Annotated in this window: 14 protein-coding genes; 8 read left to right on the top strand and 6 right to left on the bottom strand. The window is 68.8% G+C overall.

The annotated features are described in order from the left end of the window. Window positions 1-6: 6 nt before the first annotated feature. The gene (locus AC1C2T_RS11880; protein WP_495385439.1) at window positions 7-1,908 is read left to right on the top strand and encodes a CocE/NonD family hydrolase; all 1,902 of its coding nucleotides are present in this window, start codon (window positions 7-9) and stop codon (window positions 1,906-1,908) included. A 147-nt stretch (window positions 1,909-2,055) separates the two neighbouring features. On the opposite strand, the gene AC1C2T_RS11885 is transcribed toward AC1C2T_RS11880, so the two are convergent. From AC1C2T_RS11885 to AC1C2T_RS11895, 3 genes are all read right to left on the bottom strand, one after another. Continuing rightward, complete coding sequence (locus tag AC1C2T_RS11885; RefSeq protein ID WP_495385781.1) at window positions 2,056-2,574, bottom strand: CoA-binding protein; 519 nt, start codon at window positions 2,572-2,574, stop codon at window positions 2,056-2,058. A gap of 137 nt (window positions 2,575-2,711) precedes the next feature. After that, window positions 2,712-4,007, bottom strand: coding sequence for an O-acetylhomoserine aminocarboxypropyltransferase/cysteine synthase family protein (locus AC1C2T_RS11890; RefSeq protein ID WP_495385440.1), 1,296 nt, complete (start codon window positions 4,005-4,007; stop codon window positions 2,712-2,714). Window positions 4,008-4,065: 58 nt separating this feature from the next. Further along, entirely contained in the window at window positions 4,066-4,644 is a 579-nt protein-coding gene (locus AC1C2T_RS11895; protein WP_495360788.1) for a cysteine hydrolase family protein, read from the bottom strand. A gap of 137 nt (window positions 4,645-4,781) precedes the next feature. On the opposite strand from AC1C2T_RS11895, the gene AC1C2T_RS11900 reads away from it, so the two are divergent. From AC1C2T_RS11900 to AC1C2T_RS11915, 4 genes are all read left to right on the top strand, one after another. Then, window positions 4,782-5,081, top strand: a complete 300-nt coding sequence (locus AC1C2T_RS11900) for an antibiotic biosynthesis monooxygenase family protein (RefSeq protein WP_495385441.1) — start codon at window positions 4,782-4,784, stop codon at window positions 5,079-5,081. Between the two features lie 102 nt (window positions 5,082-5,183). Beyond that, on the top strand, window positions 5,184-5,399 hold the full coding sequence (locus AC1C2T_RS11905) for a helix-turn-helix transcriptional regulator (RefSeq protein WP_495360786.1): 216 nt from the start codon (window positions 5,184-5,186) through the stop codon (window positions 5,397-5,399). After that, on the top strand, window positions 5,396-6,397 hold the full coding sequence (locus AC1C2T_RS11910; protein WP_495385442.1) for an NAD(P)-dependent alcohol dehydrogenase: 1,002 nt from the start codon (window positions 5,396-5,398) through the stop codon (window positions 6,395-6,397). The genes AC1C2T_RS11905 and AC1C2T_RS11910 overlap by 4 nt, the downstream gene beginning before the upstream one ends. After that, complete coding sequence (locus AC1C2T_RS11915; RefSeq protein WP_495385443.1) at window positions 6,394-7,359, top strand: NAD(P)-dependent alcohol dehydrogenase; 966 nt, start codon at window positions 6,394-6,396, stop codon at window positions 7,357-7,359. Before AC1C2T_RS11910 ends, AC1C2T_RS11915 begins: the two co-directional genes overlap by 4 nt. A gap of 28 nt (window positions 7,360-7,387) precedes the next feature. Here the strand turns inward: AC1C2T_RS11915 and AC1C2T_RS11920 are convergent, their stop codons facing one another. The 3 genes from AC1C2T_RS11920 to AC1C2T_RS11930 are packed head-to-tail and all read right to left on the bottom strand — an operon-like array spanning window position 7,388 to window position 10,359. Then, the gene (locus tag AC1C2T_RS11920; protein WP_495385444.1) at window positions 7,388-8,368 is read right to left on the bottom strand and encodes a YeiH family protein; all 981 of its coding nucleotides are present in this window, start codon (window positions 8,366-8,368) and stop codon (window positions 7,388-7,390) included. 9 nt (window positions 8,369-8,377) lie between these two features. Then, window positions 8,378-10,126 (bottom strand): dolichyl-phosphate-mannose--protein mannosyltransferase, encoded by a 1,749-nt coding sequence (locus AC1C2T_RS11925; protein ID WP_495385445.1) that lies wholly within the window; start codon window positions 10,124-10,126, stop codon window positions 8,378-8,380. Next, complete coding sequence (locus tag AC1C2T_RS11930) at window positions 10,123-10,359, bottom strand: hypothetical protein (RefSeq protein WP_495385446.1); 237 nt, start codon at window positions 10,357-10,359, stop codon at window positions 10,123-10,125. Before AC1C2T_RS11930 ends, AC1C2T_RS11925 begins: the two co-directional genes overlap by 4 nt. Before the next feature lie 117 nt (window positions 10,360-10,476). On the opposite strand from AC1C2T_RS11930, the gene rsmI reads away from it, so the two are divergent. From rsmI to metG, 3 genes are all read left to right on the top strand, one after another. Next, window positions 10,477-11,301, top strand: coding sequence for a 16S rRNA (cytidine(1402)-2'-O)-methyltransferase (gene rsmI / locus AC1C2T_RS11935; protein WP_495360780.1), 825 nt, complete (start codon window positions 10,477-10,479; stop codon window positions 11,299-11,301). Window positions 11,302-11,482: 181 nt separating this feature from the next. Beyond that, window positions 11,483-12,601, top strand: coding sequence for an NADP-dependent oxidoreductase (locus AC1C2T_RS11940; protein ID WP_495385447.1), 1,119 nt, complete (start codon window positions 11,483-11,485; stop codon window positions 12,599-12,601). A 114-nt stretch (window positions 12,602-12,715) separates the two neighbouring features. After that, window positions 12,716-14,275 (top strand): methionine--tRNA ligase, encoded by a 1,560-nt coding sequence (gene metG, locus AC1C2T_RS11945; RefSeq protein WP_495385448.1) that lies wholly within the window; start codon window positions 12,716-12,718, stop codon window positions 14,273-14,275. Window positions 14,276-14,339: the final 64 nt, after the last annotated feature.

A 14,339-nucleotide genomic window follows, 5' to 3' on the forward strand; every position in this document is an offset into this window, starting at 1 on the left:
CTCCTTGTGAAATCCAGAATTCTCGCCCTCGTGGGTGCGGCGGCCATCGCGGCACCACTCGCACTCGGTGGGGCGGGGGCGGCCATCGCGGTGCCGGCCGACAACCCGCCGGTCAGCCTCGTCGACAACGTCACCGCGCCGATCTACGACTATGCCAGCGCCATCCGGGAGACGATCTGGGTCACCGCCCCCGACCTCGACGGCGATGGTGTCGACGAACGGATCGCCACCGACATCATCCGCCCCCGCGAACTCGACGGCAACGCCCGGGTTCCGATCATCATGGATGCGAGCCCCTACTACCTGAGCTCCGGACGAGGCAACGAGGCGGAGCGCAAGGTCTACGACGCCGACGGCAACCTGGTCAAGTTCCCGCTCTACTACGACAACTACTTCGTGCCCCGTGGCTACGCCTTCGTCGCCGTCGACATGGCCGGCACGGCACGGTCGACCGGCTGCACGGATGAGGGAGGCCTTTCCGACATCGAGTCGGTCAAGGCCGTCGTGGAGTGGCTGAACGGCACGGGCGTCGCCCACGATGCCGATGGCGTGGTCGTCGACGCCGATTGGAGCAACGGCAAGACGGGCATGATCGGCAAGTCCTACGACGGCACCCTGGCCAACGGAGTCGCTGCCACCGGCGTCGACGGCTTGAAGACGATCGTGCCGATCAGTGCGATCAGCTCGTGGTACGACTACAACCGCTGGCAGGGCGCGGTGAAGTCCTTCAATTATCCGAGCGGCCTGTCCCGGTCGGTCGCTTCCAACCGGACCATCGCGACGGACTGCTCGGCGCGGCTGAACTGGATGAACGCCAACGACGGCGACGAGACGGGGGCCTACACCGATTTCTGGGCTGAGCGCGACTACCGCGCGGGCTCCATCTACGACGTGTCGAAGGTCACGGCCAGCGTGTTCGTCATGCACGGACTGCAGGACAACAACGTCAAGACGATGAACGCCTCGAAGTGGTGGGAGGACCTCGGTGAGCAGGGTGTCGACCGCAAGATGTGGCTCACCCGCCTCGGGCATGTCGACCCCTTCGACTCCGAGCGCGCGCTGTGGGTCGAGACCCTGCACCGATGGTTCGACCACGAGCTCATGGACATCGACAACGGCATCGACCGGGAGCCCGCCGTGAGCGTCGAGACCGCGCCGAACCAGTGGGAGCAGTCCGACACCTGGCCGATCTCGTCAGCTCGCACCCAGACGCTGAACCTGCACGCCGACGGCACGATGATGCTCGGCAAGAAGGATCGCTCCACGGCCGGCTATGTCAACTCCACGTCGCTGAGCGAGGCGAACGCGATCAGGATCGGCGACAATGCGAACCGACTGCAGTTCCTCACCGGCACAATCAAGCACGACGTGCGGATCTCGGGCACGCCGACCCTCGACCTCGATGTCACGCACACGGCCCCGGTCGGGCAGGTGTCGGTCATGCTGGTCGACTACGGCGTGATGGACCGCGTCAGCGCCTCCGGTGACGGTGCGGAGACGCTGAGCACGGAGTCCTGCTGGGGCCCGGCGACCGCGACCGACGACGCCTGCTACCAAGACGTCGCCAAGCGCATCTCGACCACCGAACTGCAGGTGCTGGCCCGGGGATGGGCTCGCCTCGATGGGGCCGGCAACCACAAGGTCACGGTCGAACTGGCTGCCAACGACGTCGTCGTGCCGGCAGGTCACCAGCTCGGCATCGTGATCAGCGGCAGCCGGAACGGTGTCGTGGCCGTGGACAACGCGGCGACCCCGTACACGGTCGCTCTGAGCAGTTCGAGGTTGAACCTTCCGATCTCGGGCCCGATGGCCGGCTTCGGGCCTGGCCACCTGACCGAGAAGGACACCGAGAACCTGAGCCCGGGAACCTTGCCCGACCTCGACGTAACGGTGTGGCCCGGCAACTGACCCGCCAGTCGGGAAAGCGCGCCGCCACGCGCCCGGCGACAGGGCCCGCTCAGCGAGCTCAGCGGTATACGGCCAGCTCCGTATGCCGCTGGGCTCGCTCGCGCGTGGAGGCGTTGCAGCGGGTCGGCGAGCGCTTGACCGGTTCCGTCAGCGCACCGTCTTGCGGGCCGTGATCTGACCCGTATCGAAACCGAGCAAGTGCAGGCCGCCGTGGAAGCGGGCATGCTCGACCTTGATGCAACGGTCCATGACGACGGTCAGGCCCTTCGCCTCACCGTCGTACGCGGCTTCCTGGTTCCAGATTCCGAGTTGCACCCAGATGGTCTTGGCACCGGATGCCACGACCTCGTCGACGACCCGCGGGATGTCGCTGCCGCGGCGGAACACCACGACGATGTCTGGCACTTCGGGCAGGTCGGCGAGGCTCGCGTACGCGGGCTGCCCGAGGATCTCGGTGGCGTTCGGGTTCACGAAGTACAGCCGGTAGTCGCTCGACTGCTGCAGGTAGGTGCCGACGAAGAAGCTCGACCGGGCCGGGTTCGGCGAGGCGCCGACGATCGCGACCGTCTTCGCGGCGCGCAGGATCGCGAGGCGCTGCTTCGCGTCGGGCCCGGTCCAGGTGCGCTGCGACTTCAAGAGCTTCGCGAGCGGTGAGCTCGCAGGCAGCTCGCAGGAGAGGCCGTTGACGAGGCGCACGGTCTCCGTGGCGTCGCCGGCGGTCGTGTCGCCGGTGGTGTCGTCGCCAGTGGTGGCCTCGTCGATGATGCCTGCATCCACGCCGTCCTGAGCCTGTCGAAGTGTCGTCATCGTGCTACTCCCGTCGCGATCGTGAGGGCCTGGTCGAGGTCGTCGATGATGTCTTCCACATCCTCGATGCCGACGGACAGGCGCACAACCCCCGGCAGGACGCCCGCGTCGACGAGCTGCTGCTCGCTCAGCTGCGCGTGCGTCGTCGATGCGGGATGGATGATGAGGGTCTTGGCGTCACCGATGTTGGCGAGGTGGCTCGCGAGGTTGACGTTCTCGATGAGGGCCTGGCCGACGGCGCGGCCGCCCTTCACCTCGAAGCTGAAGACGGATCCAGCACCCTTCGGGAGGTACTTCTGCGCGCGGTCGTGATGCGGGTGATCGGGCAGTCCCGCCCAGAGCACACGCTCGATGCGCGAGTCGGACTCGAGCCATTCCGCGACCGCGCGGGCGTTGTCGACGTGCGCCTGGATGCGGTACGGCAGTGTCTCGACGCCCTGCGCCAGGAGGAAGGCCGAGTGCGGTGCGAGCGCCGGGCCGATGTCACGCAGCTGCTCGGCGCGAAGCCGGGTGAGGAACGCGTACTCGCCGAAGTTGCCCGACCACTGCAGGCCCCCGTAGCTCGGCACGGGCTGGCCGAAGAGCGGGAACTTCTCGGAGTGCCAGTCGAAGCGGCCCGACTCGACGACGACGCCGCCGAGCGTGGTGCCGTGGCCGCCGAGGAACTTCGTCGCCGAGTGGGTCACGATGTCGGCGCCCCACTCGATCGGCCGGTTCAGGTACGGCGTGGGAATGGTCGAGTCGACGATGAAGGGGATGCCGTGTGCGTGGGCGACGTCGGCGAGCGCCTCGAGATCGGCGATCTCGCCGGAGGGGTTGGCGATCGTCTCGACGAAGAGCGCCTTGGTCTTGTCGGTGATCGAGGCGGCGTAGTCCTCGGCGTTCGCGCTGCGCACGAAGGTCGTCTCGATGCCGAAGCGGCGCAGGGTCACGTCGAGCTGCGTGATCGAACCGCCGTAGAGGTTCGCCGAGGCGACGATGTGATCGCCCGCGCCCGCGAGGCTCGCGAAGGTGATGTACTGCGCGGAGAGGCCGGATGCCGTCGCGACCGCGCCGAGCCCGCCCTCGAGGCTCGCGACGCGCTCTTCGAAGCTCGCGACTGTGGGGTTCGCGAGTCGCGAGTAGATGTTGCCGTACTTCTGCAAGGCGAAGCGTGCCGCAGCGTCTGCGGTGTCATCGAAGACGTACGCGCTCGTCTGGTAGATCGGCAGCGCGCGGGCGCCAGTCACCTGGTCGGGGATGTTGCCTGCGTGGATGGCGCGGGTCTTGAAGCCGAATTCGCGGTCTGCCATGTGGGCAACGCTACCGAGCGCGCGGCGGAGGCTCCGGCATGTGCGTAACCCGAGGCAATCAGCCTCCGACCACTTCCTCGGTCGTCACGACGCGTGCGAAGCCGCCTCCCGCGAGATTCACCGCGGTCGCGCGCGCGAGTTCGTCGGCCGTGAGTCGCAGGTCGCCGGGACCTTCGAGGTCGAAGGTGTAGGTGGCGTCGAGCGGCACGGTCACGTCGTAGCCGAGGTTGCCGGCCATGCGTGCGGTCGTCTCGACGCACATGTTCGTCTGGATGCCGCAGATCACGAGCTGGCGGATGCCGCGCGCCTCGAGCCAGGCGCCGAGATCGGGATCCCCGTAGAACGCCGAGTTCACGTGCTTCGTGACGAAGAGTTCGTGCGGCGCTTCGGCCACGACGGGCTTCAGCGCGTTGCCGGGGGAGCCTGCAGCGAGGGGCGACCCGGGCGAGACGGAGTCGTGGCGCACGAGCACGATCGGCCGCGCTGCATCCGACCATGCCTCGACGAGGCGGCCGATGTTCGCCTCGGCCTCGGGGTTGTTGCGGGCGCCCCACACGGGGTCGTCGAAGGCCTGCTGCACGTCGATCACGATGAGGGCGGCGTTGTCGTCGAATCGGGCATTGTCGTCGAATGGCATGTCTTCATCGTGCCCGATCGCGAGACCCGAGTTTCGCGAACAGGCGGATTTGGCCGGTTGACCACGAGAACAGGCAGACACGCCACGTCACGTCACGGGTCGCGGATGCCGGTTTCGAGACGCGTTACGGTAATCGGGTGATCCTCGAACATGCGCTCCTGCCCGTCGTGCCCGGCCGGGAAACCGAGTTCGAAGCGGCGTTCGCCGAAGCGAAGTCGATCATCGCGGGGATGCCCGGGTTCGTCGACCTGCGCCTCTCGCGTGGCATCGAGTCGCCGAACCAGTACCTGCTGCTCGTGCACTGGGAGAGCGTCGAGGCGCACGAGCGGGGCTTCCGCGGCTCGCCCGAATACGAGCGGTGGCGGGCGTTGCTGCACGAGTTCTACGAGCCGTTCCCGACGGTCGAGCACTTCGCCGAGGTCACCCGCGTCGATTGAGGCTGCACGGGACCGGCCATCCCGGCTCGGCGTGCGAAGCCATCGATTGTCAAGAACGACTTGACGTCGTGTAAAGAATGCTTCACCTTGAACGTGTCGAGCGTGACCAACGACATCCGGGCCCTGCGCTTCCGCCACGGCGAGATGACCCAGGCCGAGCTCGCCGAACGCATCGGCGTGACCCGTCAGACCGTCATCGCGATCGAGCAGGGGCGCTACTCGCCATCGCTCGAGATGGCCTTCCAGATCGCGCGGGTGTTCGGCGTTCAGCTCGACGAAGTGTTCCAGTACCCCGACCGCGAGGAGACGGCGTCATGAGAGCAGCAGTGTGCGAACGATACGGCGGGCCTGACGTGGTGCGCATCCGAGAGGTCGCCGATCCGGAGATCGACGACGGCGAGGTGCTCGTGCGCGTTGACGCGTCCGTGGTCGGCGCGACCGACAGTGTGTCGCGCTCTGGCACCCCGAAGTTCGCCCGCCTGTTCTTCGGCCTCAGGCGTCCGAAGCATCCGGTGCTCGGTTGGGACTTCGCGGGCGTCGTCGAACGCGTCGGCAGCCGCGTCGGGCGATTCGTGCCGGGCGATCGCGTGTTCGGCCTCGTCGACCTCGACGGTGGCGCGCACGCCGAACTCGTTCGCGTCGCCGAAGACGGCGTGATCGCGCGCGCCCCGGCGCGGCTCGACCAGGCTGAGGCCGTCGCGACCATCGATGGATTCCTCACCGCATGGCCGTTCCTCCGAGAAGTTGCGCAGGTGCGACCCGGCCAGGTGGTGCTCGTGAACGGGGCGTCCGGCACCGTGGGCTCGGCCGCCGTGCAGCTCGCGAAGCACTTCGGGGCGACCGTCATCGGCGTCTGCAGCGGAGCCAACGCGGCGCTCGTGGCTTCGCTCGGCGCCGACCGCGTGATCGACTACACGAAGGAGGACTTCGCCGCAGCCCGTGGCGCGTACGACGTCGTGTTCGACGCGGTCGGCAAACGATCATTCGGAGCCAGCCGACGGTCGCTGACCGAGCGCGGCATCTATCTCACCACGGTGCCCTCGGCTCTGATTCTGGTGCAGGCGCCCTTCACGCGCTGGTTCAGTCGCGGTCGCCGCGCGGCGATCGCCTTCACCGGGTTGCGCGACGCGCGAACGAAGGCCGACGAACTCGCGCGCCTCGTCCAGCTCGTCGAGACGGGCGCATTCGTGCCGGTCATCGACCGGCTCGTGCCATTCGACGACATCGCCGAGGCGCATCGCAGGGTCGACACGGGCCACAAGGTGGGGAGCGTCGTCGTCGCGATGGCGCCCGCGACGCGGGGAGCGTCGTCATGAGGGCGATCGTGCAACACCGCTACGGCGGACCAGAGGTGCTCGCGCTCGCCGACGTCGACGCTCCGGTTCCGGCGGCCGACGAGGTGCTCATCCGCGTTCGTGCGGTCGCCGTCAGCGCCGGCGACGCCCTCGTGATGCGCGGAGTGCCGCGTGCGGTTCGTCTCGCATTCGGGCTGCGGCGGCCGAAGCAGCCGACCATCGGGCGGGATGTCGCGGGCGAGGTCGAGGCGGTCGGGGCGCAGGTCACCCGTTTCCACGTCGGCGACGCCGTGTACGCCGAGTCGGATCAGGGCGGCTATGCGGAGTTCGTCGCGGTGCAGGAGCGATTCGTGGCGCTGCGACCGACGACCGTCGACGCGATCCACGCGGCCGCAGTGCCGGTGTCGGGCACGACCGCGCTCCAGGGACTCCGGCTCGCCGGTGTCGGGCCGGGCAGCCACGTGCTCGTCAACGGCGCCTCGGGTGGCGTCGGCGGATTCGCCGTGCAGCTCGCGAAGGCGATGGGTGCCGAGGCGACCGGCGTGTGCCGCGCTACGAAGGCCGAGCACGTGCGCGCGATCGGCGCCGACCACGTCATCGACTACTCGAGCGAGGACTTCACCGCGGGCGGAGCCCGCTACGACGTGATCTTCGACCTCGTCGCCGACCACCCGCTCAGCCGTGTTCGTCGCGTGCTCGCACCGCGAGGCACGCTCGTGCTCTCGTCGGGCACGGGTGGCCCGGTGTTCGGCCCGTTCGGGCGCATCATCCGGGCGTCCATCGTGTCGGTGTTCGTCGCCCAACGCCTCCGGCCGCTCGCGGCCACTCGGAACGGCGACGATCTCGCCGAGCTCGCACGCAGGATCGACGCGGGCGAGGTCGTGCCGATCGTCGACGAGGTGTTCCCACTCGAACGCGCCGCCGATGCCCTCGCGCGACTCGAGTCGGGCGAGGTGCGCGGCAAGGTCGTCATCGAGGTCTGAGCACGGCCCGGCAGGGCGACACCGTGCTTCAGCCGAGCAGCACCGCACCGTACGCGAGTGCCGCCACGAGTACCCACGACGTGAGCCCGACGACGAGCGCGCGCCATCCCGTGCTCGCGAGCTCACCGAGTCGGATCGATGCGCCGAGCGCGAAGAGCGCCATCGCCAGCAGCACGGTCTGCACCTGGTCGGCACCGACGAGCATCCACTCGGGCAGCGGCACGAACGTGTTCAGCAGCACGGCGGCGAGGAACCCCGCCACGAAGAGCGGCACGATCGCGGGGCGCGGGCCAGAGGCATCCGTCGCCCTGCGCCGTTCGATCGCTGAAGTGATCGCGACCATCGGTGCCAGCATGAGCACCCGGGTGAGCTTCACGACGACGGCCACGGCGAGCGCCGCGGTGCCGGCGATCTGCGCGGTCGCGACGACCTGGCCCACGTCGTGCACACCTGCACCGACCCAGTGCCCGAAGCCGGTGGCCGACAAGCCGAGCGGATGCCACAACGCAGGCAGCACCGCGATCGCGAGCGTGCCGCACAGGGTGACGAGCGCCACGGGCACCGCTTGCTCCTCGTCACGGGCACGCACGGCGGCGCCCATCGCCCCGATCGCGGATGCGCCGCAGATCGAGAAGCCGCTCGCGATCAGCAGCGGCTGGTGCCCCGGCAGGCCGAGGGCACGGCCGAGACCGATCGTGCCGACGAACGTGAGCACCACGACGGCGACCGTCGTCACGATCGACACCCAGCCGAGCGCGGCGATGTCGACGAGGCTGAGTTTCAGGCCGAGCAGCACGATGCCGACGCGCAGCAGGCGGCGCGCGGCGATCTTGAGGCCAGGTGCGAGTGCGCCCGTGAGCGCGGGTTGCACGGCCGGAATCTGCCCGACGACGATGCCGAGTGCGACCGCCGCGGTGAGGATCGGCACTGCGGGCAACGCCAGGTGCGCGAGCCACGCGATGAGTGCCGCGGATGCCGCGACGAGAAGTCCCGGCATCCGTTCACGCATCCTCCTACGCTAACCCCAGCTCGGCAGCCAGAAATGCAGTTGCCGGAACGTCGGGGTCACCGGGATGCCCGACCAGATCGGGAAGAAGAACGCAGACACCAGCACCACGAACCCGAGGAAGACGACGACGACGGCGATGCCGCGCTCCCGACGCCAGCGGGGGTCGTCGCGCCGGCCGAGGATCAGCCCGATCACGAACACGAGCGCGAGCACGGTGAAGGGCTCGAACGCGATCGAGTAGAACTGGAACACGGTGCGGTTCAAGTACATGAGCCACGGCAGGTACCCGGCCGCGAGCCCCACGAGAATCGCCCCGACCTGCCATTCCCGGTACCGCACGAGCCGATAGACCAGATAGACGGATGCCGCGGCCGCCGCCCACCAGATGAGCGGGTTGCCCACTTCGATGATCGACGACCAGCAGGTGTCGGCACCGCACCCGCCCGAACCGTCGTCGGTCGAGGAGAAGTACATGTTCGTCGGCCGGATCATGAAGAGCCAGGTGAGCGGGTTCGACTGCCACGGGTGCGGGCTGGCGACCCCGAGGTGATAACCGTAGGCCGCCTCATGGTAATGCCAGAGGCTCTGCAGGGCGAGCGGCACCCATGAGAGCCAGCCGGTTGCGGCGTTGCCCGCCTCCTCGGCCCAGTGCCGGTAGTACCCGCCGTCGGTGACCAGCCAGCCGGTCCATGAGGCGAGGTAGACGGCCGCCGCGACCGGCACGAGCAGCACGAACGTGACGGGCGCTTGCTTCAGGAGCGCGGCCGTGAGCCAGAAAGGCAGGCCCGCGCGGCGCCGGGCGACGGCGTCGACGATCACGAGGTAGAGGCCGAACGCGGCAAGGAACCAGAGGCCTGACCACTTCACGGCGCACGCCGCGCCGAAGGCGATGCCGGCGGCCACGATCCATGGGCGCCCCCAGAGCGCCGGTCCGTAGTGCGGTTCGCGTCCGGCGGCGCGGGCGTCGGCGAGCCGCGAGTCGAGCAGCCGTTTCGATCGATCGCGATCGATCAGCACGAACCAGAACCCGAGGAGGGCGAAGAGCATGAGCCAGTTGTCGAGCAGGGCCACTCGCGACATCACGATCGCGTTGCCGTCGACCGCGAACAGCAGACCCGCGATGACCGCGAGGATCGTCGAGGCGAAGAGACGTCGTGCGACGAGGGTCATGAGGAACACCGCGAGCGTGCCGGCCAAGGCCGTCGACGCTCGCCACCAGAATGCATCGCCGGCGCCGAAGGCGGCCATGCCGAGCGAGATCATCCACTTGCCGAGCGGCGGATGCACGACGTACGAGGGGGAGTCCTGGTAGATGCCGGTGTCGCCCGCCGCGAAGTCGGCATCGGAGCCCTCGGGCCAGCTCGACTCGTAACCGTTCTGCAGGAGTGTCCACGCGTCCTTCACGTAGTACGTCTCGTCGAAGATGATCGCGTGCGGATTGCCGAGGTTCCAGAACCGCAGCACGGCGGCGATGAGGGTCACGAGGATCGGACCGCCCCAGTACCAGAGCGCTCGGCGTCTCGGGGTGGAGAGCACCCGCCCCCACCAGTCGTCGAGCCGTGTGCCTCGGGACTCCTCGACCGGGTCGAGGTCCAGGTCGAGGTCGGGACGGGTGTCTGGGTCGAGTTCGGTGTCCGGGTCGAGCCCGGCGTCGGCTTCGATCTCGGCGTCTGGGCCGAGTTCACCGTCAGCGTCGAGTTCGGTGCCGACGGGCTGGCGATCGGCGCCGTCAGCTCCCGACGCGGCCAGCACACTCATGCGCCCACCTTATCCGCGAGGACGGGGTGGGCGGTGAGCACCTCGGGTGGACGAGGGGCGGTTGCGTCGTCGCCCGTCCACGGTCGTCGGTCGGCGCACGATCGGCGGTACATCCGTCTCGAGGAGGGCGTTGTACCGAGCGTGAACACGAAGACGAACCAGAGGCTGCCGAGCACGACGTCGAGGACCAGGCTCACGGCTGAGGTCCAACCGAACGTGAGTGCGTTTCTCATTGGACTCACCGCAGGCGCGGGGACATCGGCACGGCCGCCCTGCTGTCCGCGTCTTCGTGTGGGGGTAGACCCCCGCATCGCGACCCGAACCAGCACCCGGTGCGACACACTTGAAGCATGATCATCCTCGCGGCGACGCCCATCGGCAACCTCGGCGACGCCTCTGCGCGGCTGCGGGAGGCGCTCGAGACGGCCGTGGTCGTGGCATCCGAAGACACCCGAGTGACGCAGCGCCTGCTCGCGGGACTCGGCATCGCGAATCGGCCGCGCCTCATCGCCCTGCACGAGCACAACGAGCGGCAGAAGGCGGCTGAGCTCGTCGAGTTCGCCCGCGATACCGACCTCCTCGTGTTGAGCGACGCGGGCATGCCGACGGTCTCCGACCCCGGGTTCCAGCTCGTCTCTGCCGCTGCGGCCGCCGATGTGCGGGTCACCGTGATCCCGGGGCCCTCGGCAGTGGTCACCGCGCTCGCCGTCTCGGGGCTGCCGACCGACCGGTTCGCGTTCGAAGGGTTCCTGCCGCGGAAAGCGGGGGAGCGCAGCCGCCGACTCTCCGAGCTCGCCGGCGACCGGCGCACGCTGCTCTTCTTCGAGGCGCCGTCCCGGCTGGCCGTGAGTCTCACCGCGCTCGCCGAGGCGTTCGGTGCCGATCGGCCGGCGGCGGTCTGCCGTGAGCTCACGAAACTCTACGAAGAGGTGCGCCGCGGCCCGCTCAGCGAACTCGCGACCTGGGCCGAGGGCGGAGTGCGCGGCGAGATCGTCATCGTCGTGGGGGGTGCCCCCGAACAACAGTCCGACCCCGAACACGCCCTCGAGCGGGTACTCGCGCTCGCGGCATCCGGAACCCGCCTGAAAGACGCTGCGGCCCTCGTCGCCGCCGAAAGCGCGCTCAGCACCCGCGATCTCTACGAGGCGGCGCTGCAGTCGCGCAAGCGCAGCTGAGTCGGGCACTGCCTCAGCACCCGCGATCTGTACGAGGCGGCGCTGCAGTCGCGCAAGCGCAGCTGAGACGGGCACTGCCTCAGCACCCGCGATGACCAGCCCTGTCGGAATCGGCCCCGAAAGCGGACAATGGCAGTACCGCGAAGATCGGCTACACCACACGGCACGGTGGAGGTGCGACATGACTCACGACCTGACTCACGACGTTGCTCACGCGATCCGATTCTCCGGGTTCGGTGGGCCGGAGGTGCTCGAAGTCGTCGAAGTTCCGATGCCCCTGCCCGGCGAGGGTGAGGTGCTCGTCGAGGTGTTCGCGACGGGGCTCAACCCCGTGGAGAGCGGCATCAGACGCGGCGAGCATCCCGGACGCTGGCCGGTGACGTTCCCGTCACCGCAGGGTCAGGATCTCGCGGGCGTCGTCGTGGCGACAGGCCCCGGCGCGTCGGTTTTCTCGCGTGGTGAAGAGGTCATGGGCTTCGTCGAACGCGGTGCGCACGCCACTCACGTCGCGGTGCCGGAACGACAGTTGCTGCCGAAGCCGCCCGAGCTGACGTGGGAGGTGGCCGGATCCCTCCACGTCGCCGGTACGACCGCTTGGACGGCCGTCGAGGGGCTCGCGCTCGGACCCTCCGACACGGTCGTCATCACGGCGGCGGCGGGCGGCGTCGGATGCCTCGCCGCCCAGTTCGCCCGCATGCGCGGCGCCACGGTGATCGGCTCGAGTGCCGAGATGCGATTCGACTTCCTCCGGCAGTTCGGGGTGCTGCCCGTGGCCTACGGACCCGACCTCGCCGAACGGGTGCGGCCGCTCGCTCCCGGACCGATCACCGGGTTCCTCGACTTCCTCGGCGGCCAGGCCGAAGAGGCGATTGCGCTCGGCGTTCCGCGCACCAGGATCCTCACGACCCTCGACTGGGCCGCCGTCGAACAGGACGCGGCAGTGAAGGCGAACGCCGGAGACGTCGTGGCTCTCGGCAGGGTCGCCGCGCTCGTCGCCGCCCGGCGCGCACGGTTGCCGATCGCCGACATCTTTCCGTTCAACGCCGTCGCCGACGCATATCGCGCCCTCGACCGCCGTGAGGCGCCGGGCAAGATCGTGCTCGGGCTGCGCATCGTCGGCTACGCGAGCCAGCGTGTGCATGAGCCGGCGATCAAGGAACAGGATGTGACGCTCGGCGTGCCCACGCCGCACGAGCATCTCGAGGTCGAGGAGGCGGTGCCGCCCGCCATCCTCGACGGGAGCGTTCGCCGCCGTCGCCGCGAGCAGCGGCAGGCGGAGTCCGGATCTCGCGCCGAGTAGGTGAGCGCGCGAGCCGTCGGTCTCGCACGCCGTGGTGACCGGAACCCCGGGACATCCGCTCGCCCAGTCGTAACCGGAACCCCGGAACATCCGCTCGCCCGTAGGATTGGGGGTATGGCCGACGGCTCCTCGTTCTATATCACCACGCCCATTTTCTATGTGAATGACGTGCCCCACATCGGGCACGCCTACACCGAGGTGGCCGCTGACGTGCTCGCGCGCTGGCACCGCCAGGCGGGCGAAGACACGTGGATGCTCACGGGCACCGACGAGCACGGCCAGAAGATCCTGCGCACGGCGACCGCCAACGGCGTGACGCCGAAGGAGTGGGCCGACAAGCTCGTCGCCGAAGCGTGGAAGCCGCTCCTCAAGACGGTCGACATCGCGAACGACGACTTCATTCGCACGACCGATGTGCGGCACGAGGCCAACGTGCAGAAGTTCCTGCAGAAGCTCTACGACGACGGCCACATCTACGCCGGCGAGTACGACGGCTACTACTGCGTCGGCTGCGAGGAGTACAAGCAGCAGTCGGAGCTCGTTCCGGGCACGGGGGAGTACGACGGGCAGCTCGTCTGTGCGATCCATTCGAAGCCCGTCGAGCTGCTGCACGAGAAGAACTACTTCTTCCGCATGTCGGCGTTCGCCGACCAGCTGCTCGCGCTCTACGAGGAGCGGCCCGATTTCGTGCAGCCCGAGTCGGCTCGCAACGAGGCGGTCTCCTTCGTGAGCCGCGGACTCTCGGATATCTCGATCTCGCGCTCGACGTTCGACTGGGGCGTGACGGTGCCATGGGACGAGAGCCATGTCTTCTACGTCTGGTTCGATGCACTGCTGAACTACATCACCGCTGTCGGCTACGGCGAAGACGAGGCCGAGTTCGCTCGGCGGTGGCCCGCGCAGCACATCATCGGCAAAGACATCCTGCGCTTCCACGCCGTCATCTGGCCGGCCATGCTGCTCGCGGGCGGTCTCGAGGTGCCCCGTGGCGTGTTCGCGCACGGCTGGCTTCTCGTGGGCGGCGAGAAGATGTCGAAGTCCAAGCTCACGGGCATCGCCCCCGAGCAGATCACCGAGACGTTCGGCTCCGACGCGTTCCGCTACTACTTCCTGCGTGCGATCGCGTTCGGGCAAGACGGCTCCTTCTCGTGGGAAGACCTGGCAGCGCGCTACCAGGCCGAACTCGCGAACGGCTTCGGCAACCTCGCTTCGCGCGTGGTCGCGATGATCACCCGCTACTGCGACGGCGCCGTGCCATCGGCCGGAACCTTGACGGCGGCCGACATCGAGATCGCCGGCGTCGAGCGTCGAGCGACGGATGCCTCGTGGGAGGCCATCGATCGTCTTGCGATCCACGACGCGATCGGCGCGGCCTGGGAGCTCGTCGATGCGCTGAACGGCTACCTCACGATCGAGGAGCCGTGGACGCTCGCGAAGGATCCCGCCAAGCGCGATCGACTCGAGACGGTACTCGCCACCGCCTACCACGGCCTCGGTACTCTCGCCGTGCTGCTCTCGCCGGTGCTGCCGGTCGCGACGGCCAAGCTGTGGACCGCGCTCGGCGGCGCCGGCACCGTGCAGGAGCAGCGCATCGACCAGGCGAACGAGTGGTCGCTCGGCACGCAGGTGGCGCCACTCGAGGCGCTCTTCCCGCGCGTCGAGGTCGTGGAGTGACCTTGCTCCCTGAGCCTGGGCCCACAACGGCCGGTTCCGGTGCGCGAAGCGACGTGACGGCGGT

The organism is Agromyces sp. Y558 (assembly GCF_059445415.1).

Bases quoted from the DNA above. Each gene is read 5' to 3' on its own strand.
- AC1C2T_RS11915 (WP_495385443.1), top strand. From the start codon at position 6,394: ATGAGGGCGATCGTGCAACACCGCTACGGCGGACCAGAGGTGCTCGCG.
- AC1C2T_RS11895 (WP_495360788.1), bottom strand. From the start codon at position 4,644: ATGCCATTCGACGACAATGCCCGATTCGACGACAACGCCGCCCTCATC.
- AC1C2T_RS11910 (WP_495385442.1), top strand. From the start codon at position 5,396: ATGAGAGCAGCAGTGTGCGAACGATACGGCGGGCCTGACGTGGTGCGC.
- AC1C2T_RS11940 (WP_495385447.1), top strand. From the start codon at position 11,483: ATGACTCACGACCTGACTCACGACGTTGCTCACGCGATCCGATTCTCC.
- rsmI (WP_495360780.1), top strand. From the start codon at position 10,477: ATGATCATCCTCGCGGCGACGCCCATCGGCAACCTCGGCGACGCCTCT.
- AC1C2T_RS11930 (WP_495385446.1), bottom strand. From the start codon at position 10,359: ATGAGAAACGCACTCACGTTCGGTTGGACCTCAGCCGTGAGCCTGGTC.
- metG (WP_495385448.1), top strand. From the start codon at position 12,716: ATGGCCGACGGCTCCTCGTTCTATATCACCACGCCCATTTTCTATGTG.
- AC1C2T_RS11890 (WP_495385440.1), bottom strand. From the start codon at position 4,007: ATGGCAGACCGCGAATTCGGCTTCAAGACCCGCGCCATCCACGCAGGC.
- AC1C2T_RS11920 (WP_495385444.1), bottom strand. From the start codon at position 8,368: ATGCGTGAACGGATGCCGGGACTTCTCGTCGCGGCATCCGCGGCACTC.
- AC1C2T_RS11925 (WP_495385445.1), bottom strand. From the start codon at position 10,126: ATGAGTGTGCTGGCCGCGTCGGGAGCTGACGGCGCCGATCGCCAGCCC.